The sequence below is a fragment of the Pantoea sp. X-Soil-ISGK-285 genome (assembly GCF_059730815.1).
On sequence record NZ_AP035938.1, the window covers coordinates 3,923,629 to 3,944,488 of the forward strand.

A 20,860-nucleotide genomic window follows, 5' to 3' on the forward strand; every position below is an offset into this window, starting at 1 on the left:
GACGTCAGATGACGCCCGCGCTGTATCTGATTATGGGTTAACCGGATCTAACCAGCCCCATTTGTCTTCGGTTTCGCCGGTGAACAGGCCAAAGAAGGCCTCCTGGATGCGTTTGGTCACCGGGCCACGTTTGCCTTCGCCAACCTGAATGCGGTCAACGCTGCGCACCGGTGTAATTTCTGCCGCGGTGCCAGACATAAAGACTTCGTCAGCCAGATAGAGAGATTCACGCGACAGGGTCTGCTCACGCACTTCAATGCCCATATCGCGCGCCAGCGTGATGATGGCATCGCGGGTGATGCCCGGCAGTGCTGAAGAGGTAAATGGCGGGGTAAAGAGCACGCCATCTTTAACTTCAAACAGGTTTTCGCCTGCACCTTCTGAGATCAGGCCATTAGTATCCAGCGCAATCCCTTCCTGATAGCCGTGACGACGGGCTTCGCTGCCCACCAGCAGTGAGGAGAGGTAGTTACCGCCCGCTTTAGCGGCGGTTGGCAGGGTGTTCGGTGCTACGCGGTTCCATGAGGAGACCATGGCATCGATGCCGTTCTCAAGGGCTTCAGCGCCCAGGTATGCGCCCCACGGGAACGCCGCAATGATCACATCGGTGGTGAAGCCGTCTGGCGGGTTCACGCCCAGACCCACATCGCCGACAAAGGCCAGCGGACGGATATAAGCACTTTTCAGTTTGTTCACGCGGATGACTTCGCGGCACGCTTCCATCAGCTCATCAACGCTGCTTTTAATCGGGAAGCGATAGATTTTGGCGGAGTCGTGCAGACGTTGCATGTGTTCGCGATGGCGGAACACAACCGGTCCTTTGTGAGAGTCGTAGCAGCGCACGCCTTCAAATACCGACGTACCGTAGTGCAACGCGTGGGACATGACGCTGACCTTCGCCTCTTCCCACTTAACCATCTCGCCATTGAACCAAATAAAGTCTGCTTTCTTCGTGCTCATTGTTATTCCCTCTCGCGGCTAAGCGCGGATTTGTTGTGTTGTCTGTTGTTGAATCTGAACGCATGCAACGTCGATCAATTTGCTTAACTGCGAAGACAGTAAATCGACGGAACGCTGACTGGCAACGGTCATTTCAATATTAATGTTTTCTGCGTTGGCGACTGAGGCCATGTTCATAGAACAGACCTGAAAACCGCGGTGACGCACTACGCGTAAAATGCGCTCCAATATTTCAGGGCGGAAACGGGCTTCGATAGACAATTGATGCTGGTTCATACAGTTTTCTCCATCATGTTTGCATTGCTGGCACCCGGCGGTACCAGTGGCCAGACGTTTTCATGCTCATCAATTGCAACATGCAGGAAGTAAGGACCTTCGCTGTTCAGCAGAGCATCAAGGGCGGCGTCGACCTGATCTTTACGGGTAATGCGCTGGCCGGGAATATTGAAAGCGCTGGCCAGCGTGAGGAAGTCGGGGTTGTCGGACAGATTGGTTTCACTGTAGCGGCCATCGAAAAACAGCTGCTGCCACTGACGCACCATGCCCAGACGCTGGTTATCCAGCAGCACGATTTTGACCGGCAGCTTGCCGCGCTTGATGGTACCCAGCTCCTGAATGTTCATCATGATGGAGCCATCGCCCGAGACACAGATAACCGTATCTTCCGGGCGTGCAACCTGCGCACCGATGGCGGCGGGTAAACCAAAGCCCATGGTGCCTAAGCCGCTGGAGGTGATGAAGTTCTCTGGCGCGCTGAATGCCATGTGTTGCGCCGTCCACATCTGGTGCTGACCGACGTCGGTGGTCACTACGGTATTGGCCGGTTTGCGATCGGAAAGCTGCTTCAGCAACAGCGGTGCATAGATCGCTTCGCCCGGATGGTCGTAGCGCCATGGGTGACTGGCCTTAAGCGCTTTCATCTCATCGCGCCAGGCGTTGATATGCAGAGGCTGACTCAGGGCGGGCAGCAGTTCGTTGAGATCACCCTGCAGAGAGACGTGTGCACGACGTAATTTGTTTAACTCAGCGGGATCGATATCGAGATGAATCACGCTGGCATGGGGGGCAAAGGTGTCCAGCTTGCCGGTCACGCGGTCATCGAAACGGGCACCGACCGCGATCAGTAAGTCACAACTCTGCACCGCCAGGTTGGCGGCTTTAGTACCGTGCATCCCCAGCATGCCGAGATACACCTCGCTGTGGGGGTTTACGCTGCCCAGCCCCTTTAAGGTGGCCACTGCCGGGATGCCGGTCTCTTCTGCCAGCGCGCGCAGTGCCGGAACAGCCTGTGCCAGGCCAACGCCTCCACCAACATAGAGCATTGGTTTTCTGGCCTGCGCCATCAGTGCGCGTGCTTCCTGAATCGCCTGATGCGGCAGCGCGCTTCCCTCTTCTACCGGAACCAGATGCGGGGCAGGTTCTCCCTGCGCAATCTGAATATCTTTAGGAATGTCCACCAGTACCGGCCCCGGACGGCCTGACTGCGCCAGCGCAAAGGCTTCTGCCATGATGGCGGGCAGCTCATCTAACGATTCGACCAGGAAGCTGTGTTTGGTGCAGGCCAGCGATAAGCCCAGTACGTCGATTTCCTGAAAGGCGTCGGTACCAATAAAAGCGGAAGAGACCTGACCCGTTACGGCAACCACCGGAACCGAATCCATCATGGCATCTGCCAGGCCGGTAATCAGGTTGGTCGCGCCAGGGCCAGAGGTGGCGATACAGACGCCGGTTTTGCCGGTTGAGCGCGCATAACCGATCGCCGCCATCACAGCGCCCTGCTCGTGGCGACACAGTAGGTGTTCCACGCCGCCGTCGTAGAGCGCGTCGTATACCGGCATGATTGCGCCGCCAGGGTAACCGAATACGGTATCAACACCCTGCGCGCGTAAAGCCTGAACTACCCACTGTGCACCTGTCATCGCTATTCTCCTGTGTCCTGACCGGAACAACAGAATTTTATGCTACTGTTCATTGTTTGTTCCTTGTGGATTTACTGATATTTCCTCTGGTCGAAAAAAAACCCCCGGACCTTTCGGTGCGGGGGTTTTTTCGGATTCGAGGCTTGATTTCTAAGCCTTTCTTTCTCCAAGCGTTGCCCCGCACGGTAGGTTAATAACCACCACCACGCTAATCACGACCAGGCTAATCACTTGTAGAAGGGCTTTCATGTGTTGTTCAATTCTTTCGCTTGTTCGAAGTAATGCCTACAGAGTTATCATAGTCAGGGGGCATGACACAACTTTTTTTACAGAGTTTTTTTAGCGCCTGGCGCTAAATCGCGATCTATCAATTTGTAATATAAGAAATAATTACATGATGATAATTATTCATCACTTTACTGACGTAATAATGTTTTGGTGAATTTGCGCGCAGACACGCAGCGTTTTAACAGGTCGTGAAAAAACTTCTGATAGGTTGTGCAATGACCCGAATAGTGCTGATGATGCCCTGGCTTTCCTTTGATGCTGTCACCAGACTGACGGTAACAAGGAGCGAGTATGTCACTGTCAAAAGTTCTGACCCGGGCAGCGCTGGGAGTGGAAGCCCCGCTGGTGACCATCGAGGCACACATCAGTAACGGACTGCCTGCGTTAACGCTGGTGGGGCTGCCTGAAACCACGGTGAAAGAGGCGCGTGAGCGGGTACGCAGCGCCATTATCAACAGCGGTTTTGCCTTCCCGGCAAAACGCGTCACCATCAATCTGGCACCCGCAGATTTACCCAAAGAGGGCGGGCGGTATGACTTACCTATGGCGATTGCCATTCTGGTCGCCTCTGAGCAGCTTCCTGCCGACAAACTGACGCACTATGAGTTTCTGGGTGAGCTGGCACTCGACGGCGCACTGTGCGGTGTACAGGGCGCGATTCCAGCGGCCATGGTAGCCATTCAGGCTGGACGACAGCTGGTCCTCTCCGCTGAGAATCAGTGTGATGCCGGGCTAATCCGTCAGGGCTCGTCGCTGGTTGCCTCTCACCTCAGCGAAGTGTGCGCCTTTCTGCGCAATGAACTCACACTACAGACAGCCCAATATCCTGAGCATCAGGGCGATGCACCTGCTGACGATCTCGCTGATATCATTGGTCAGGAACAGGGACGCAGAGCACTGGAGATCACTGCGGCTGGCGGGCACAACCTGTTGCTGATCGGGCCCCCTGGCACCGGTAAAACCATGCTCGCTACCCGGTTGCCCGGCATCATGCCCTCCTTAAGCGATCAGGAAGCACTGGAGTGTGCGGCAATCGCCAGCCTGGTGAACAGCAATACACTGCATCGACAGTGGCGCACCCGGCCTTTCAGGTCACCTCACCACAGCGCCTCTCTCTATGCTCTGATTGGCGGCGGCTCACTGCCACGGCCCGGTGAGATCTCCCTGGCGCATAACGGCGTGCTGTTTCTGGATGAATTACCGGAATTTGATCGCAAGGTGCTGGACTCCCTGCGCGAACCATTAGAGTCGGGCGTCATCGCTATTTCACGCGCTCGGGCAAAAGTTACCTACCCGGCCCGGTTTCAGCTGATTGCTGCGATGAATCCAAGTCCAACCGGACACTATCAGGGACAGCATAACCGCTGCTCACCCCAGCAGGTGCTGCGTTATCTCAGTAAGCTATCCGGCCCTTTTCTTGATCGTTTTGATCTTTCGCTGGAGGTGCCGCTACTCCCCAGCGGCATGCTCAGCGGTCAGCGCGCCAAAGCGGAAGCATCTGAGCAGGTTCGTCATCGGGTGGTCGCAGCACGTGACATTCAGCTGACCCGTGCAGGAAAAATAAATGCGCATTTAAACAATGCAGAGATTATGCGCTGGTGTCAGCCTGCTAAAGAGGATGCGGAGTGGCTGGAGTCAGTGCTGGAGAAACTGGGTTTATCTGTACGGGCATGGCAGCGGATTTTAAAAGTGGCGCGTACCCTGGCCGATCTGGCTGGGGAAACAGACATCACCCGGCATCATCTGCAGGAAGCGGTCAGCTATCGCACGATAGATCGATTAATGATCCATCTGCATAACAGCCTGCAATAAAAAAGGGGCTTTCGCCCCTTCTCTGTTAATCGTCGCTGTCGGTGAAGTCTTCAACGGTGTCCATCTGCGGTTTACCGCCAGACAGCGTATGAAAACGTTTAGGACGCTTAATGCGGGTCATATACTTAGACCATACACGTTCAGCTTCCGTTTGCGGCTCACGCACGCCACGACACACTTCAATAAACAAACGTTCTTCTTCGGTTGCAGGCTCACGCTTTGATAAATCCAGCTCATTAAAGGCAAAACCGTGGCGTTCAAGAAGCTGAGCTTCTTTAATAGTAAAGTCACCGTGGCGTGAGAAACCACGCGGGTAATGTTTGTTATCAAAGAAACGATTCTCTGTTGAGAAGCTTTCCGCCATGTTACACGCTCCTGATTTTCTAATGCCGTGCTGTTAATGGCGCGGAGTATTAGATAGGCTTGACAGAGTGTAAAACAAAACATTTAAATCTATACGACAAACATTTTTTGGGAGAACGCTGTGGATACGGAATTACTGAAAACTTTCCTGGAAGTGAGCAGAACTCGCCATTTCGGGCGTGCTGCAGAAGCACTTTACCTCACGCAATCTGCTGTCAGTTTTCGCATCCGTCAGTTAGAGAATCAGCTTGGCGTTAACCTTTTTACACGGCATCGCAATAACATACGTCTGACGGCGGCCGGAGAGCGACTGCTCCCCTATGCTGAAAGCCTGATGAGCACCTGGATGATGGCGAAGAAGGAGGTCTCTCACACTCAGCAGCATCATGAGCTTTCAATAGGTGCCAGTGCATCACTATGGGAGGCTTATCTGACGCCATGGCTACAGACGCTCTACGAGAATCGGGAGAGCCTGCACTTAGAAGCGCGCGTGGCACAACGACATCTGCTGGTTAAGCAACTCCATGAGCGCCAGCTGGATCTGTTGATCACCACTGAAGCACCTAAGATGGATGAGTTAACCAGTCAGCAGATTGGTCATATTTCACTGGCGCTTTTCTGCGCCCGGCAGAGCGAGAAGCGTGAAAAATATGATTATATCAAGCTGGAATGGGGAGCAGATTTTCATCAGCATCAGAGCTATCTCTCCGGAGCTGATGATGTACCGGTACTGACCACCACGTCGGCACATGTCACCCGTGAACTGCTGCATACCACCGGAGCGTGCGCATTTTTGCCGGACTTCTGGCAGAGTGTGTACAGTGAGTTGATGGTGATTCCGGATACGCCCGTCGCCGTTCGTCCGCTCTATGCTGTCTGGTTGCAGAACAGCGATCAGCAGGCACATATCCGTCAGTTGCTTAAATTCCCGATTCTGGTCAGGCAAAATAGCTGAATTTGCAGGCAGGACAGTAGGCAGGGAAGATCAGAGGCCAGTTAGATTTAGCTGGTTTTTCTTTTTTGCTTTTTTAAAGGCAAAAAAAATCCTTTGCCGAAGCAAAGGATCGTTTTCTGGCAGGGGCGGAGGGACTCGAACCCCCAACACCCGGTTTTGGAGACCGGTGCTCTACCAATTGAACTACGCCCCTAATAGGGTGGCGGAACGGACGGGGCTCGAACCCGCGACCCCCTGCGTGACAGGCAGGTATTCTAACCAACTGAACTACCGCTCCACCGATTCTTTCACAGCTGTCAGCAACTGGCTGATGGCCGTCTGTTCCTGTTATTTTCCTTGTCAGGGGAAAAGGAACGAATTTGATGCCTGGCAGTTCCCTACTCTCGCATGGGGAGACCCCACACTACCATCGGCGCTACGGCGTTTCACTTCTGAGTTCGGCATGGGGTCAGGTGGGACCACCGCGCTAAAGCCGCCAGGCAAATTCTGTCTCCGCGCCGCCCGTAAGGCCGCGCAGAATATCCGGTACAGGCTGAAAATTGTGTCTCTCAAAAACGCCTCTGGCGTTGTAAGGTTAAGCCTCACGGGTCATTAGTACCGGTTAGCTCAACGCATCGCTGCGCTTACACACCCGGCCTATCAACGTCGTAGTCTTCAACGTCCCTTCAGGACTCTCAAGGAGTCAGGGAGAACTCATCTCGGGGCAAGTTTCGTGCTTAGATGCTTTCAGCACTTATCTTTTCCGCACTTAGCTACCGGGCAATGCCATTGGCATGACAACCCGAACACCAGTGGTGCGTTCACTCCGGTCCTCTCGTACTAGGAGCAACCCCCCTCAATTCTCCAGCGCCCACGGCAGATAGGGACCGAACTGTCTCACGACGTTCTAAACCCAGCTCGCGTACCACTTTAAACGGCGAACAGCCGTACCCTTGGGACCTACTTCAGCCCCAGGATGTGATGAGCCGACATCGAGGTGCCAAACACCGCCGTCGATATGAACTCTTGGGCGGTATCAGCCTGTTATCCCCGGAGTACCTTTTATCCGTTGAGCGATGGCCCTTCCATTCAGAACCACCGGATCACTATGACCTGCTTTCGCACCTGCTCGAGCCGTCACTCTCGCAGTCAAGCCAGCTTATGCCATTGCACTAACCTCACGATGTCCGACCGTGATTAGCTGACCTTCGTGCTCCTCCGTTACTCTTTAGGAGGAGACCGCCCCAGTCAAACTACCCACCAGACACTGTCCGCAGCCCGGATCACGGGCCTACGTTAGAACATCAAACATTAAAGGGTGGTATTTCAAGGTTGGCTCCACGCAGACTGGCGTCCGCGCTTCAAAGCCTCCCACCTATCCTACACATCAAGGCTCAATGTTCAGTGTCAAGCTGTAGTAAAGGTTCACGGGGTCTTTCCGTCTTGCCGCGGGTACACTGCATCTTCACAGCGAGTTCAATTTCACTGAGTCTCGGGTGGAGACAGCCTGGCCATCATTACGCCATTCGTGCAGGTCGGAACTTACCCGACAAGGAATTTCGCTACCTTAGGACCGTTATAGTTACGGCCGCCGTTTACCGGGGCTTCGATCAAGAGCTTCTCCTTACGGATAACCCCATCAATTAACCTTCCGGCACCGGGCAGGCGTCACACCGTATACGTCCACTTTCGTGTTTGCACAGTGCTGTGTTTTTAATAAACAGTTGCAGCCAGCTGGTATCTTCGACTGGCTTCGGCTCGGGGAGCGAGTCCCTCCACCTACGCGCCAGCGTGCCTTCTCCCGAAGTTACGGCACCATTTTGCCTAGTTCCTTCACCCGAGTTCTCTCAAGCGCCTTGGTATTCTCTACCTGACCACCTGTGTCGGTTTGGGGTACGATTCTGTGTTACCTGATGCTTAGAGGCTTTTCCTGGAAGCTGGGCATTTATCACTTCAGCACCGTAGTGCCTCGTCGTCACGCCTCAGCGTTAATAAGGGACCGGATTTACCTGGACCTTCCGCCTACACGCTTAAACCGGGACAACCGTCGCCCGGCTGATATAGCCTTCTCCGTCCCCCCTTCGCAGTAACACCGAGTACAGGAATATTAACCTGTTTCCCATCGACTACGCCTTTCGGCCTCGCCTTAGGGGTCGACTCACCCTGCTCCGATTAACGTTGAACAGGAACCCTTGGTCTTCCGGCGAGCGGGCTTTTCACCCGCTTTATCGTTACTTATGTCAGCATTCGCACTTCTGATACCTCCAGCATGCCTCACAGCACACCTTCGACGGCTTACAGAACGCTCCCCTACCCAACAACACATAGTGTCGCTGCCGCAGCTTCGGTGCATGGTTTAGCCCCGTTACATCTTCCGCGCAGGCCGACTCGACCAGTGAGCTATTACGCTTTCTTTAAATGATGGCTGCTTCTAAGCCAACATCCTGGCTGTCTGTGCCTTCCCACATCGTTTCCCACTTAACCATGACTTTGGGACCTTAGCTGGCGGTCTGGGTTGTTTCCCTCTTCACGACGGACGTTAGCACCCGCCGTGTGTCTCCCGTGATAACATTCTTCGGTATTCGCAGTTTGCATCGGGTTGGTAAGCCGGGATGGCCCCCTAGCCGAAACAGTGCTCTACCCCCGAAGATGAGTTCACGAGGCGCTACCTAAATAGCTTTCGGGGAGAACCAGCTATCTCCCGGTTTGATTGGCCTTTCACCCCCAGCCACAGGTCATCCGCTAATTTTTCAACATTAGTCGGTTCGGTCCTCCAGTTAGTGTTACCCAACCTTCAACCTGCCCATGGCTAGATCACCGGGTTTCGGGTCTATACCCTGCAACTTAACGCCCAGTTAAGACTCGGTTTCCCTGCGGCTCCCCTATACGGTTAACCTTGCTACAGAATATAAGTCGCTGACCCATTATACAAAAGGTACGCAGTCACCCCCATAAAGAAGGCTCCCACTGCTTGTACGTACACGGTTTCAGGTTCTGTTTCACTCCCCTCGCCGGGGTTCTTTTCGCCTTTCCCTCACGGTACTGGTTCACTATCGGTCAGTCAGGAGTATTTAGCCTTGGAGGATGGTCCCCCCATATTCAGACAGGATACCACGTGTCCCGCCTTACTCATCGAGCTCACAGCATGTGTGCTTTTGTGTACGGGAGTATCACCCTGTACCCTGCGACTTTCCAGACGCTTCCACTAACACACAAACTGATTCAGGCTCTGGGCTGCTCCCCGTTCGCTCGCCGCTACTGGGGGAATCTCGGTTGATTTCTTTTCCTCGGGGTACTTAGATGTTTCAGTTCCCCCGGTTCGCCTTGCAGCACTATGTATTCATGCTGCAATGATGCACAGAGTGCACCGGGTTTCCCCATTCGGACATCGACGGCTGTAGCGGTTCATATCACCTTACCGTCGCTTTACGCAGATTAGCACGTCCTTCATCGCCTCTGACTGCCTGGGCATCCACCGTGTACGCTTAGTCGCTTAACCTCACAACCCACAGGCGTTTTACAACGCTGCGAATTGCAAGCATTTGAGAGACTCGAACGCATCGCCTTGTCATTCCTTATTACGGAGGAATGACGCGCTGCGTCGTTTCAATTTTCAGCTTGTTCCGGATTGTTAAAGAGCATAATACGTCGCAGCACACCGTCGCCGGTATGCTCTGAGGTATTTCAGAAAAAAACAGATAAACGGTATGGTGGAGCTAAGCGGGATCGAACCGCTGACCTCCTGCGTGCAAGGCAGGCGCTCTCCCAGCTGAGCTATAGCCCCATACAGTTACTGCAGAGACCACTACTACCACTCAACCGAGTTACATTCTTCAGGAGAAGGATGCAATTTCTTTTCAGGCAAGGCATGCGGAAGGGACGTTTACTCAGGTAAACGACCGCGCGCATAACGCAGCATGAGAAGAAATTTGGTAGGCCTGAGTGGACTTGAACCACCGACCTCACCCTTATCAGGGGTGCGCTCTAACCACCTGAGCTACAAGCCTGTAGAGGTTTTTTCTGCTCGTTACTTTTTTATCAGACAATCTGTGTGGACACTGCGCGGGAAGGTATCTTCAGGTAAGGAGGTGATCCAACCGCAGGTTCCCCTACGGTTACCTTGTTACGACTTCACCCCAGTCATGAATCACAAAGTGGTAAGCGCCCTCCCGAAGGTTAAGCTACCTACTTCTTTTGCAACCCACTCCCATGGTGTGACGGGCGGTGTGTACAAGGCCCGGGAACGTATTCACCGTGGCATTCTGATCCACGATTACTAGCGATTCCGACTTCACGGAGTCGAGTTGCAGACTCCGATCCGGACTACGACGCACTTTGTGAGGTCCGCTTGCTCTCGCGAGGTCGCTTCTCTTTGTATGCGCCATTGTAGCACGTGTGTAGCCCTACTCGTAAGGGCCATGATGACTTGACGTCATCCCCACCTTCCTCCGGTTTATCACCGGCAGTCTCCTTTGAGTTCCCGACCGAATCGCTGGCAACAAAGGATAAGGGTTGCGCTCGTTGCGGGACTTAACCCAACATTTCACAACACGAGCTGACGACAGCCATGCAGCACCTGTCTCAGCGTTCCCGAAGGCACCAAAGCATCTCTGCTAAGTTCGCTGGATGTCAAGAGTAGGTAAGGTTCTTCGCGTTGCATCGAATTAAACCACATGCTCCACCGCTTGTGCGGGCCCCCGTCAATTCATTTGAGTTTTAACCTTGCGGCCGTACTCCCCAGGCGGTCGACTTAACGCGTTAGCTCCGGAAGCCACTCCTCAAGGGAACAACCTCCAAGTCGACATCGTTTACGGCGTGGACTACCAGGGTATCTAATCCTGTTTGCTCCCCACGCTTTCGCACCTGAGCGTCAGTCTTTGTCCAGGGGGCCGCCTTCGCCACCGGTATTCCTCCAGATCTCTACGCATTTCACCGCTACACCTGGAATTCTACCCCCCTCTACAAGACTCAAGCCTGCCAGTTTCAAATGCAGTTCCCAGGTTAAGCCCGGGGATTTCACATCTGACTTAACAGACCGCCTGCGTGCGCTTTACGCCCAGTAATTCCGATTAACGCTTGCACCCTCCGTATTACCGCGGCTGCTGGCACGGAGTTAGCCGGTGCTTCTTCTGCGGGTAACGTCAATCGACAGGGTTATTAACCCCGTCGCCTTCCTCCCCGCTGAAAGTACTTTACAACCCGAAGGCCTTCTTCATACACGCGGCATGGCTGCATCAGGCTTGCGCCCATTGTGCAATATTCCCCACTGCTGCCTCCCGTAGGAGTCTGGACCGTGTCTCAGTTCCAGTGTGGCTGGTCATCCTCTCAGACCAGCTAGGGATCGTCGCCTAGGTGGGCCATTACCCCGCCTACTAGCTAATCCCATCTGGGTTCATCCGATAGTGAGAGGCCCGAAGGTCCCCCTCTTTGGTCTTGCGACGTTATGCGGTATTAGCCACCGTTTCCAGTGGTTATCCCCCTCTATCGGGCAGATCCCCAGACATTACTCACCCGTCCGCCACTCGTCACCCAAGAGCAAGCTCTCTGTGCTACCGTCCGACTTGCATGTGTTAGGCCTGCCGCCAGCGTTCAATCTGAGCCATGATCAAACTCTTCAATTTAAGTTTGATTTGCTTAAACAAGTTAAGCGGTGCTCATCTGTAAAACGTCATAATGAATTTCATTATGTGTTCACTCGTGAGGCTTGATATTTTTTTACGTCCGGAGACGCTGATATCAATCCTGCGAGTGCCCACACAGATTGTCTGATAAATTGTTAAAGAGCATGCCGCGATTTACTGCGGCGCGGGCTGCGTATATTACGCTTTCCGCATTGTCAGTCAAGCATTTATTTTCGCTTAACTCACTGGTTCGTATGATTTCGAACCTACTCAACCCGGCGCTTCGTAAGCCGTTGTGCCGTGTCAGTGGAGGCGCATTATAGGGAGTTCTCGGAGGGTGACAAGTGCTAATTTCAAATAAAATTCCGAGTGCTGATTTTTTCAGCTAAAAGCCGCTAAAGCGCCAGTTTTTCCAGCAACGGGAAGCCATAACGCTGTAAAACGGGTGATAATTGTACCGCTTCGCCATCCAGCTCCGTACAAAATGCAACGTTCTGCTGCGATGAATGCACTTCAGGTGCTTCATGCTCCAGCAGCCAGGCTGTGCGTCGTGCAATTGCCGCACCGGAATCAATCAGACGCGTCCCTTCCGGTAACACCTGCTGCAACTCTTCGCGCAGTAAAGGAAAGTGCGTACAGCCTAAAACGACCGTGTCCGGTGGTTCCGCCATCCGCAGCCACGGCTGAACAATACGGCGCACCTCATCCAGAGCCACCTCCGCACCATGGAGCTTCGCTTCTGCCAGTTCAACCAGCTCCGCTGATCCCAGCATCTCTATCTTGCAGGAACCGGCAAACTGCGACACCAGCTCATGGGTATAAGGACGGCGCACCGTGGCACGCGTCGCCAGCAAGCCCACTACGCCATTTCGCGTCAGGCGCGCGGCCGGTTTAATCGCTGGAACCACCCCCACGACCGGAAAGGCAAAACGTTCACGTAAAGCGGGCAATGAAACGGTGCTGGCCGTATTACAGGCGATGATGACTAACGAGAGAGGATAGCTGCGGGTAATGGCCTCAACGATAGCGACCACCCGATCCACAATGAAAGTCTCGCTTTTCTCACCGTAAGGAAAGCCAGCGTTATCGAAGGCGTAAAGATAATGAAGATCCGGCAACAGCTGACGGACCTCATCATAGACAGAAAGCCCACCGACGCCGGAATCAAACACCAGCACGGTGGGACGCAAATCAGAAGTTATAGCTGCCGCTGAGGTAATACTCTCGTCCTGGTGTCTGATAGCCATACACTGTCTCGTAATCTTTATCGAACAGGTTGGCAATTCTACCACGAACCGTGAGTTGTGAAGTGACAGGATATGAGACGGCGAGATCCCACAGGCTGACGCCCCCTAACTTCACGCGACGGCTGGGAGAGCTGTTAAAGTCCGTATCATAACGGTCACCCAGATAATGGTAGGTAACTGACCAGTCAAACTCATACAGCGTCCAGTCGAGCTGATATTTCACCTGCTGCTTAGCCCGGCGTACGAGCGGCTGATCGGTGCTGCCATCCCGCGCGTCGACATAATCATAAGAGAGCTGATGCGCCAGCGGCCCGGTGTCGAATCCTGCGGTCGCTTCAACGCCTTTAATGCGAGCCTGCTTAATGTTGTAGTAACGGAAAGTCGCCGGGTCATTATCAATCAGATTATCGATGTCGTTGCGATAGCCCGACACACGCCAGTTCACCGGTCCGCTCAGCCCTTCAAAACCGCCTTCCCACTGCTTACTTTTTTCAGGATCGAGGTCGCGATTGCCATAAACCGGGCTGTAAACCTGCGACAGGTTAGGTGCTTTAAAAGCGGTGCCATAAGAGGCGAACGCGCGGTAGCCGGAGATAAACTCCCATGAGGCCGCCGTCTGCCAGGTGTTATGCCAGCCAAACTGATTATTGTCGTCACCGCGTACCGCACCTTCAAGGGTGACGCTGCCAAACTGCTGCTGGCCGGTCAGGTAGAGACCGGTATTACGCTGCTCATAACTATCTGACAAAGTGTTCGTGCCCGGCTCGGTCGTCTCTTTCTGCCAGTCGACACCCGCGCTGATCGCCCCCTGCCCCACCTGCACGGTGTTGCCCCACTGCAGATTGTACTGGGTGACATCATCAAAGGTGGACGCGGCACCGTAGCGGCCATTGCGTGGATCGTAGTTGATGTCTTTGGTATGGCCATAACTGGCGATGAGCTGGGTAGAGTAGAAGTCACGATTGAAGCGTAACCCGGTGTCCCAGGTCTGGCTGTAGAGCTGGCGGGTATCCGCCAGCCCGATAATATTGAAATTATTATCGTAGGTGTATGAACCGTCGTAGGCGGTGCGGTTATCAAACCCGTAGCCGCGCACAAAACCACTGAGCTCATCGCTGAACTGATGCTCAAGGTTGCCATACAGGGTTTTGCTCATGAAGCCGTCGCGATCGTGCTGCGCCGGGCTAAAGTCATTGGGATAACCCGCCACCACGTCATACCCTTTGGTATAGGTGTAGTTGCCTGCCAGAGTGAGCTTTGTCGCATCGCCCAGCATCTGCTGGGTTGAGCCGTCGTAGGATTGATAGCCGTTGGACCCGACACCCGCCGTCAGCGTGGTGCCAGGTTGCGATCGGCCCGTAATGATATTCACCACGCCGCCAATCGCATCGGAACCGTAGACTGCAGAACGCGCGCCGCGAATATATTCGATGCGCTGCACCAGTGACAGCGGGATCTGGCTGAGGTCAGACGAACCAGTGATGCCCGCCTGATTAAGCCGGATACCATCAATCAGGATCAGTACATGTCTCGATTCGGTGCCCCGAATAAACAGCGAACTCTGCTGCCCTAACCCGCCACTTTGCGCGACATCGACACCCGGCAGGCGGCGCATCACATCGGTCAGGCTTTTGGCCTGCCAGCGATCAATCTCATCACGTGTGACGACGGTGGTGGGTGCCAGCACACCTGAAACAGGTTCAGCAAAACGGTTGGCGGTGACTATTTGCGTATCATCATTCCCCTGAGCAAAACCGTATTGCGCCCAGAGAGAAATCGCCGTTGCGCTCAGAGCGAACAGCGAAGCAGTTTTTTTTGTCATTTTTATCGCATCCATAAGACGAAGCAGGATGCCGCAGGCCGACAATCAATAGCACGCGATGATTGTACGAGTAGCGACGTTACACCGGCAGGTCTTCGGGCTGGGAACCATAAGTGATGATGACTTCCCATCCCACAGGACAGTGTCTGCAATTGCACTCATCACGACATTCCTTACCGCTGCGCGTCAGCTCCAGATTCACACTGGATTCCCTATTAACTCGGGCTTGAGGCCGGCGTCTGCAGTCTACGGAGTGGAGATACGGAAGTCCAGACTGCTAAACATCTTCTCGCTGCAGGACTGGACATCAGCAAGTGAATGCCTACAATCGCCCGCTGGTAAGCTATTAATCAGGATTGCTCATGACACCCGAACATCTCCCCATTGAAGACTATGACGCACAGCTGGCGGAAAAAGTCAGTCGTTTAGAGACGATGATGACACCGTTTGCTGCGCCCGACGTGGAGGTGTTCCGTTCACCGGTCAGCCACTATCGGATGCGCGCCGAATTCCGCCTGTGGCACGACGGCGATGATATCTATCACATCATCTTTGATCAGCAGACACGCGAGCGGATCCGTGTTGATCAGTTCCCGGCGGCCAGCCAGCTGATCAATCAGCTGATGCCAAAGATGATCGCCGCGATCCGTGATAACCGTACCCTGCGTCATAAACTGTTCCAGATCGACTATCTTTCGACCCTGAGCAATCAGATTGTGATTTCGCTGCTCTATCACCGCAAACTGGATGATGAGTGGCAGCAGGCAGCCGCGGCGCTGCGTGATCAGCTTCGCGCGGAAGGGCTGGATGTGCAGCTGATTGGACGCGCCACCAAGACCAAAATCTGTCTGGATCGCGACTACGTTGATGAGTGTCTGCCGGTAGCGGGTCGCGAGATTATCTATCGTCAGGTCGAAAACAGTTTTACCCAGCCTAATGCGGCGATGAATATTCAGATGCTGGAGTGGGCGCTGGATGTGACGCAGGATTCACAGGGCGACCTGCTGGAACTCTACTGCGGTAATGGCAACTTCTCGCTGGCGCTGGCACGCAATTTCCGCCGCGTTCTGGCGACTGAGATTGCCAAGCCCTCTGTTGCGTCAGCACAATACAATATTGCCGCGAACAAGATTGATAACGTGCAGATCATTCGTATGGCGGCGGAAGAGTTTACCCAGGCGATGAATGGCGTGCGCAGCTTTAATCGTCTGGAAGGAATTGACCTGACCAGCTACGAATGCGAGACGATTTTTGTCGATCCGCCGCGCAGCGGACTGGATGAAGAGACGGTGAAAATGGTGCAGGCGTATCCGCGCATCCTTTATATCTCCTGCAATCCGCAGACCCTCAGCGACAATCTGCAGACGCTGGCGGAAACGCACGATGTGACGCGGCTGGCGCTGTTTGATCAGTTCCCCTATACCCACCATATGGAATGCGGTGTCCTGCTGACACGTAAAGCGTAAACAAAAACGGGAACCCTGAGGTTCCCGTTTTTTTTATCACTACTGATTACGCTTGCGCTTAAAACGCGTCGCAATCCAGAACACCAGCGCTACCATCAGAACGGTGGGAACGAAGTTGGAGCCAATATCCGGGTATTCTGCCCGCACCAGCGCGCTATAAACCAGAATCCCCAGCAGGAAAAACGCCGCTGCCAGTCCTGGCATACCGTCCGGCATATTGGTGTTGAGGTAACGCTGATGCAGACACCAGGCCGCCAGACCCAGCGCAATCAGCGGAAAAATCGAAAATGGAACAAAGGCGCTGAACAGCACAGAAAACGAGCCGTTAATTGCTAAGCCGGTAATAAAAGCCAGTACCAGTGTGCTTTTATCGCGAGTACCTGGGTGGGTCATGGACTGATCCTTACTCATTGCTCTTCGGGTTTTTCCAGGGTGGCCGCCAGTCGCTCTTGCTCCCGGCGGTACCAGTAATAAGCGCCTTTGGCGATCATACGCAGCTGTAACACCAGCCGATCCTCAAGCTTACGTCGCTGCTCAGCATCAACATCCAGTGCTTCTGCACCGGCGCTGAAAACAATGGTCACCATCGCTTCAGCCTGCGCTTCGGTAAAACTGCGCGGCATGCGATTTTCGACCTCAAGATAATCGGCCAGTTCAGCGATAAAGTGCTGAATTTCACGCGCCACGGCGGCACGAAAAGCGGCAGAGGTGCCGGAACGTTCACGCAGTAACAGGCGGAAAGCGTTGGGATTGTTGCCGATAAACTCCATAAAGGTCGACACCGACGTTTTAATGATGCTGCCGCCTTTGGCAATACGCTGGCGCGCCTGGCGCATCAGCTGTCGCAACATCAGCCCGCTTTCATCTACCATCGTCAGGCCAAGCTCATCAACATCCTTGAAATGACGATAAAAGGAGGTAGGTGCAATCCCTGCTTCACGGGCAACCTCCCGTAAACTCAGACTGGCAAAACTGCGCTCGGCGCTGAGCTGACTGAAGGCGGCTTCAATCAGTGTACGTCGTGTACGTTCTTTTTGTTGCGCTCTGACGCCCATTCTCTCTGCCTTTAGCGGTGTTAAGCAGGCACTATATCAAAATTTTCAGCGTACAGATTGGCAATCTTTGTCACCGCCTGTGAACCTCACTCTTTGTCAAAATGTGATGAAAATCGCTGATAGAATTCAGAAGTGCGCGACGAGATGTTAGAATCTCGTTGTAAAAATGTATAAATAATAGGACGTATCGGTATGCAAAAGTCTTACGATTACGATGCCATTGTGATTGGCTCAGGGCCCGGCGGTGAAGGGGCGGCGATGGGGCTGGTAAAACAGGGAGCGCGCATCGCCGTGATCGAACGCTACCACAACATCGGCGGCGGTTGTACGCACTGGGGCACCATCCCTTCTAAAGCCCTTCGCCACGCCGTCAGTCGCATTATTGAATTCAACCAAAATCCGCTCTACAGCGATCATACCCGACTGCTTCGCTCCTCTTTTGCCGACATACTCAATCACACTGAAAACGTGATCAGCCAGCAGACAGCCATGCGTCAGGGCTTCTACGAGCGTAACCGTTGTGAACTTTATCAGGGCGATGCGCATTTTGTTGATGCCAACACCATTGAGATTGAGCAACCGGATGGCACGCGTGAGACGCTGACGGCAGAGAAGTTTGTTATCGCCTGTGGTTCACGACCTTACCATCCTGACAATGTCGACTTTACTCATCCACGCGTTTATGACTCCGACTCTATTCTCAATCTGCACCACGAACCGGGCCACGTCATTATTTATGGCGCGGGCGTGATTGGCTGTGAATATGCGTCGATTTTCCGTGGCCTGAACGTCAAAGTTGACCTGATTAACACCCGCGATCGCCTGCTGGCGTTTCTTGATCAGGAGATGTCTGACTCTCTCTCTTACCACTTCTGGAACAGCGGCGTGGTGATTCGTCACAACGAAGAGTTTGAGAAGATCGAAGGGGTGGAAGATGGCGTCATCATGCATCTGAAGTCGGGTAAGAAAGTGAAAGCCGACTGTCTGCTTTACGCTAACGGCCGTACCGGCAACACCGATTCGCTGTCGCTGGAAAATGTGGGCCTGGAAGCGGATGGTCGTGGCCTGCTGAAAGTGAACAGCATGTATCAGACGGCTCAGCCGCACATTTATGCCGTCGGAGACGTCATTGGCTATCCAAGCCTGGCCTCAGCCGCCTACGATCAGGGCCGTATTGCCGCTCAGGCGATTATCAAAGGGGAAGCGTCAGCGCACCTGATTGAAGATATCCCAACCGGGATTTACACCATTCCGGAAATCAGCTCCGTGGGTAAAACCGAGCAGCAGCTGACGGCAATGAAGGTGCCTTACGAAGTGGGCCGCGCGCAGTTCAAACATCTGGCGCGAGCGCAGATCGTTGGCATGAACGTTGGCAGCCTGAAGATTCTGTTCCATCGGGAAACCAAAGAGATTCTGGGAATTCACTGCTTTGGTGAACGTGCCGCCGAGATTATTCATATCGGTCAGGCGATCATGGAGCAGAAAAACGGTGGCAACACGATTGAGTACTTCGTGAATACCACCTTTAACTATCCGACCATGGCCGAAGCCTATCGCGTTGCGGCGTTAAACGGCTTAAACCGCCTGTTTTAACGCGGCGTCGAAATAGTGCTGCATGTGGGTTTTAATCGCCTCTGCCAGCTGTTCATAACGGCTGCGCAGAGGTGAACCCGGACGATAGACCAGCGCAATTGTACGCTGTGGCACCGGTTTGTAGCAGGTGAGATAGCAGACGCCGTCGCGGATACGCTCCGGTGGGACTGCCAGCGCCGGTAACAGCGTAATCCCGCTGCCTGCCGCCACCATATTGCGCAGCGTCTCAAGACTGGTCGCACGGAAATGGGTATCTTCATCGGCGCCCGCCTCAAAGCAGAACCCCATCGCCTGGTCACGCAGACAGTGCCCATCTTCCAGCATAAGCAATTTCTCGCCTGCCAGATCGGACATAGGCACCCGGTCGCGATCGCACCAGGGATGATCGGCATAGACTGCCAGCTTCATCGGCTCATCAAACAACGGCACTTCGATAAAGGCCTGGCTCTCTTTGACCAGCGCGATAATCGCGCAGTCCAGCTTGCCGCTATCGAGCTGTGCCAGCAGCTGCTGCGTCTGCGCTTCGTGCAGATACATCTCCAGTTTCGGGAATGTCTGGTGCAGCGTCGGGATAATCTGTGGCAATAAGTAGGGCGCGGTGGTCGGGATGAGGCCGATATGCAGCGGACCTGACATCGCTTCCCCTTGCTGACTGGCCATCTCTTTCAGCACTTTCACTTCACGCAGCACCGTACGCGCCTGATCCACCAGCAGCAAACCTGCCTGGGTGAACAGCACTTTACGGCTGGTGCGCTCCAGCAGCATCACACCCAGCTCATCTTCCAGCTTACGGATCTGCCCGCTTAACGTCGGCTGACTGACATGACACGCATCCGCAGCACGGCGGAAATGACGGTGTTCAGCAAGCGAAACCAGATATTCAAGATCACGAATATTCATTATTACCCTCCAAGCCACGATAGACCGTGGCGATAGATAGAATAGCAATGAACGATTGGCCCTATCAAGGGTGGTTGGGAATAATGCGCACATCAAATGGAACGCGGTATGTCAGGAGAAAAAAATGTTTGCAAGTCAGGAAGGTAAAGCTATTCCGTCAGTGACTTTTCACACACGTCAGGGCGATCGCTGGGTCGATGTCACCACTGAAGCGCTGTTTAAAGACAAAACGGTCATCGTTTTTTCACTGCCGGGCGCATTCACACCGACCTGCTCCTCCAGCCATCTGCCGCGTTACAACGAATTAGCGGGTCTGTTTGCCCAGCAGGGTGTGGACAGCATTCTGTGCGTCTCGGTGAATGACACGTTTGTGATGAACGCCTGGAAAGCAGAACAGCGCGCAGACAACATTACCTTTATCCCTGATGGCAACGGCGAGTTTACCCGCGGCATGGAGATGCTGATTGAGAAAGCCGATCTCGGCTTTGGCCCACGTTCATGGCGCTACTCGATGCTGGTGCGTAACGGCGTGGTAGAGAAAATGTTTGTTGAGCCCAACAAGCCGGGCGACCCATTTGAGGTCTCTGATGCCGACACCATGCTGCGCTATCTGGCGCCCGAGTGTAAAGCTCAGGAGTCGGTCTCAATCTTCACTAAACCTGGCTGCACCTTCTGCACCCAGGCAAAACAGATGCTGATGGATCATGGTATTCAGTACGAAGAGATCGTGCTGGGACAGGATGCAACAACCGTGAGTCTGCGCGCCGTTTCAGGCCGGGCGACGGTACCGCAGATCTTCATGGGGGGTCGTCACATTGGCGGCAGTGAGGATCTGCAGCAATATCTGCTGTCAGCGTAAGAGAATCTGAGCGTCGGCCGG

The 20,860-nt window shown here is 54.0% G+C and carries 15 protein-coding genes, 4 tRNA genes, 3 rRNA genes and 1 riboswitch; of the genes, 5 read left to right on the forward strand and 17 right to left on the reverse strand.

What is annotated here, in order from left to right:
• Positions 1 to 30: 30 nt before the first annotated feature.
• From AC6I8B_RS18535 to ilvL, 4 genes are all read right to left on the reverse strand, one after another.
• Positions 31 to 960 (reverse strand): branched-chain amino acid transaminase, encoded by a 930-nt coding sequence (locus tag AC6I8B_RS18535; protein WP_010253558.1) that lies wholly within the window; start codon positions 958 to 960, stop codon positions 31 to 33.
• Positions 961 to 978: 18 nt separating this feature from the next.
• Positions 979 to 1,236, reverse strand: coding sequence for an acetolactate synthase 2 small subunit (gene ilvM / locus AC6I8B_RS18540; RefSeq protein ID WP_008926359.1), 258 nt, complete (start codon positions 1,234 to 1,236; stop codon positions 979 to 981).
• Entirely contained in the window at positions 1,233 to 2,879 is a 1,647-nt protein-coding gene (ilvG, locus tag AC6I8B_RS18545; RefSeq protein ID WP_031593764.1) for an acetolactate synthase 2 catalytic subunit, read from the reverse strand. The genes ilvM and ilvG overlap by 4 nt, the downstream gene beginning before the upstream one ends.
• A gap of 150 nt (positions 2,880 to 3,029) precedes the next feature.
• The gene (gene ilvL / locus AC6I8B_RS18550; RefSeq protein ID WP_072101316.1) at positions 3,030 to 3,128 is read right to left on the reverse strand and encodes an ilv operon leader peptide; all 99 of its coding nucleotides are present in this window, start codon (positions 3,126 to 3,128) and stop codon (positions 3,030 to 3,032) included.
• Positions 3,129 to 3,458: 330 nt separating this feature from the next.
• On the opposite strand from ilvL, the gene AC6I8B_RS18555 reads away from it, so the two are divergent.
• Positions 3,459 to 4,979, forward strand: a complete 1,521-nt coding sequence (locus tag AC6I8B_RS18555) for a YifB family Mg chelatase-like AAA ATPase (RefSeq protein ID WP_031593763.1) — start codon at positions 3,459 to 3,461, stop codon at positions 4,977 to 4,979.
• 25 nt (positions 4,980 to 5,004) lie between these two features.
• On the opposite strand, the gene AC6I8B_RS18560 is transcribed toward AC6I8B_RS18555, so the two are convergent.
• Positions 5,005 to 5,343, reverse strand: coding sequence for a MaoP family protein (locus AC6I8B_RS18560; protein WP_010253568.1), 339 nt, complete (start codon positions 5,341 to 5,343; stop codon positions 5,005 to 5,007).
• A gap of 120 nt (positions 5,344 to 5,463) precedes the next feature.
• On the opposite strand from AC6I8B_RS18560, the gene hdfR reads away from it, so the two are divergent.
• Positions 5,464 to 6,297: an HTH-type transcriptional regulator HdfR gene (gene hdfR / locus AC6I8B_RS18565; RefSeq protein WP_010253571.1), complete on the forward strand. Its 834-nt coding sequence runs from the start codon at positions 5,464 to 5,466 to the stop codon at positions 6,295 to 6,297.
• A 117-nt stretch (positions 6,298 to 6,414) separates the two neighbouring features.
• Here the strand turns inward: hdfR and AC6I8B_RS18570 are convergent.
• The 9 genes from AC6I8B_RS18570 to btuB form a co-directional block, all read right to left on the reverse strand.
• A tRNA-Trp gene (locus AC6I8B_RS18570) sits at positions 6,415 to 6,490 on the reverse strand.
• 7 nt (positions 6,491 to 6,497) lie between these two features.
• Positions 6,498 to 6,574: transfer RNA gene (locus AC6I8B_RS18575), tRNA-Asp, on the reverse strand.
• Positions 6,575 to 6,661: 87 nt separating this feature from the next.
• A 5S ribosomal RNA gene (gene rrf, locus AC6I8B_RS18580) occupies positions 6,662 to 6,777 on the reverse strand.
• 90 nt (positions 6,778 to 6,867) lie between these two features.
• Positions 6,868 to 9,775 (reverse strand): 23S ribosomal RNA (locus AC6I8B_RS18585).
• 209 nt (positions 9,776 to 9,984) lie between these two features.
• A tRNA-Ala gene (locus tag AC6I8B_RS18590) sits at positions 9,985 to 10,060 on the reverse strand.
• Between the two features lie 146 nt (positions 10,061 to 10,206).
• Positions 10,207 to 10,283, reverse strand: a tRNA-Ile gene (locus AC6I8B_RS18595).
• 74 nt (positions 10,284 to 10,357) lie between these two features.
• Positions 10,358 to 11,897 (reverse strand): 16S ribosomal RNA (locus AC6I8B_RS18600).
• Together the 16S, 23S and 5S rRNA genes with 4 tRNA genes alongside form the textbook arrangement of a ribosomal RNA operon.
• A gap of 395 nt (positions 11,898 to 12,292) precedes the next feature.
• Complete coding sequence (gene murI, locus AC6I8B_RS18605; protein WP_157354302.1) at positions 12,293 to 13,144, reverse strand: glutamate racemase; 852 nt, start codon at positions 13,142 to 13,144, stop codon at positions 12,293 to 12,295.
• A complete protein-coding gene (gene btuB / locus AC6I8B_RS18610; RefSeq protein WP_050680325.1) occupies positions 13,089 to 14,966 on the reverse strand; it encodes a TonB-dependent vitamin B12 receptor BtuB in 1,878 nt (625 codons plus the stop codon). Before btuB ends, murI begins: the two co-directional genes overlap by 56 nt.
• Before the next feature lie 69 nt (positions 14,967 to 15,035).
• Positions 15,036 to 15,218, reverse strand: a riboswitch (cobalamin riboswitch).
• 110 nt (positions 15,219 to 15,328) lie between these two features.
• Here btuB and trmA point away from each other — a divergent pair.
• Entirely contained in the window at positions 15,329 to 16,432 is a 1,104-nt protein-coding gene (gene trmA / locus AC6I8B_RS18615; protein ID WP_157354303.1) for a tRNA (uridine(54)-C5)-methyltransferase TrmA, read from the forward strand.
• 39 nt (positions 16,433 to 16,471) lie between these two features.
• Here trmA and AC6I8B_RS18620 read toward each other — a convergent pair whose 3' ends face one another.
• Together AC6I8B_RS18620 and fabR are read right to left on the reverse strand one after the other, a co-directional pair.
• Positions 16,472 to 16,825 (reverse strand): YijD family membrane protein, encoded by a 354-nt coding sequence (locus AC6I8B_RS18620; RefSeq protein ID WP_010258126.1) that lies wholly within the window; start codon positions 16,823 to 16,825, stop codon positions 16,472 to 16,474.
• Positions 16,826 to 16,839: 14 nt separating this feature from the next.
• Complete coding sequence (gene fabR / locus AC6I8B_RS18625) at positions 16,840 to 17,487, reverse strand: HTH-type transcriptional repressor FabR (RefSeq protein ID WP_010258128.1); 648 nt, start codon at positions 17,485 to 17,487, stop codon at positions 16,840 to 16,842.
• Positions 17,488 to 17,679: 192 nt separating this feature from the next.
• Between fabR and sthA the strand changes: the two genes are divergently transcribed.
• Positions 17,680 to 19,080, forward strand: a complete 1,401-nt coding sequence (gene sthA, locus AC6I8B_RS18630) for a Si-specific NAD(P)(+) transhydrogenase (protein ID WP_010258130.1) — start codon at positions 17,680 to 17,682, stop codon at positions 19,078 to 19,080.
• Here the strand turns inward: sthA and oxyR are convergent.
• Positions 19,063 to 19,980, reverse strand: a complete 918-nt coding sequence (gene oxyR / locus AC6I8B_RS18635; protein ID WP_010258132.1) for a DNA-binding transcriptional regulator OxyR — start codon at positions 19,978 to 19,980, stop codon at positions 19,063 to 19,065. The genes sthA and oxyR overlap by 18 nt on opposite strands.
• Before the next feature lie 124 nt (positions 19,981 to 20,104).
• Between oxyR and AC6I8B_RS18640 the strand changes: the two genes are divergently transcribed.
• A complete protein-coding gene (locus AC6I8B_RS18640) occupies positions 20,105 to 20,839 on the forward strand; it encodes a glutathione peroxidase (RefSeq protein WP_157354304.1) in 735 nt (244 codons plus the stop codon).
• Positions 20,840 to 20,860: the final 21 nt, after the last annotated feature.

What these genes read in the sequence shown, in the direction of transcription:
- AC6I8B_RS18535 (WP_010253558.1), bottom strand. Translation starts at nt 960, where the DNA reads ATGAGCACGAAGAAAGCAGACTTTATTTGGTTCAATGGCGAGATGGTT.
- ilvM (WP_008926359.1), bottom strand. Translation starts at nt 1,236, where the DNA reads ATGAACCAGCATCAATTGTCTATCGAAGCCCGTTTCCGCCCTGAAATA.
- ilvG (WP_031593764.1), bottom strand. Translation starts at nt 2,879, where the DNA reads ATGACAGGTGCACAGTGGGTAGTTCAGGCTTTACGCGCGCAGGGTGTT.
- ilvL (WP_072101316.1), bottom strand. Translation starts at nt 3,128, where the DNA reads ATGAAAGCCCTTCTACAAGTGATTAGCCTGGTCGTGATTAGCGTGGTG.
- AC6I8B_RS18555 (WP_031593763.1), top strand. Translation starts at nt 3,459, where the DNA reads ATGTCACTGTCAAAAGTTCTGACCCGGGCAGCGCTGGGAGTGGAAGCC.
- AC6I8B_RS18560 (WP_010253568.1), bottom strand. Translation starts at nt 5,343, where the DNA reads ATGGCGGAAAGCTTCTCAACAGAGAATCGTTTCTTTGATAACAAACAT.
- murI (WP_157354302.1), bottom strand. Translation starts at nt 13,144, where the DNA reads ATGGCTATCAGACACCAGGACGAGAGTATTACCTCAGCGGCAGCTATA.
- btuB (WP_050680325.1), bottom strand. Translation starts at nt 14,966, where the DNA reads ATGACAAAAAAAACTGCTTCGCTGTTCGCTCTGAGCGCAACGGCGATT.
- trmA (WP_157354303.1), top strand. Translation starts at nt 15,329, where the DNA reads ATGACACCCGAACATCTCCCCATTGAAGACTATGACGCACAGCTGGCG.
- AC6I8B_RS18620 (WP_010258126.1), bottom strand. Translation starts at nt 16,825, where the DNA reads ATGACCCACCCAGGTACTCGCGATAAAAGCACACTGGTACTGGCTTTT.
- fabR (WP_010258128.1), bottom strand. Translation starts at nt 17,487, where the DNA reads ATGGGCGTCAGAGCGCAACAAAAAGAACGTACACGACGTACACTGATT.
- sthA (WP_010258130.1), top strand. Translation starts at nt 17,680, where the DNA reads ATGCAAAAGTCTTACGATTACGATGCCATTGTGATTGGCTCAGGGCCC.
- oxyR (WP_010258132.1), bottom strand. Translation starts at nt 19,980, where the DNA reads ATGAATATTCGTGATCTTGAATATCTGGTTTCGCTTGCTGAACACCGT.
- AC6I8B_RS18640 (WP_157354304.1), top strand. Translation starts at nt 20,105, where the DNA reads ATGTTTGCAAGTCAGGAAGGTAAAGCTATTCCGTCAGTGACTTTTCAC.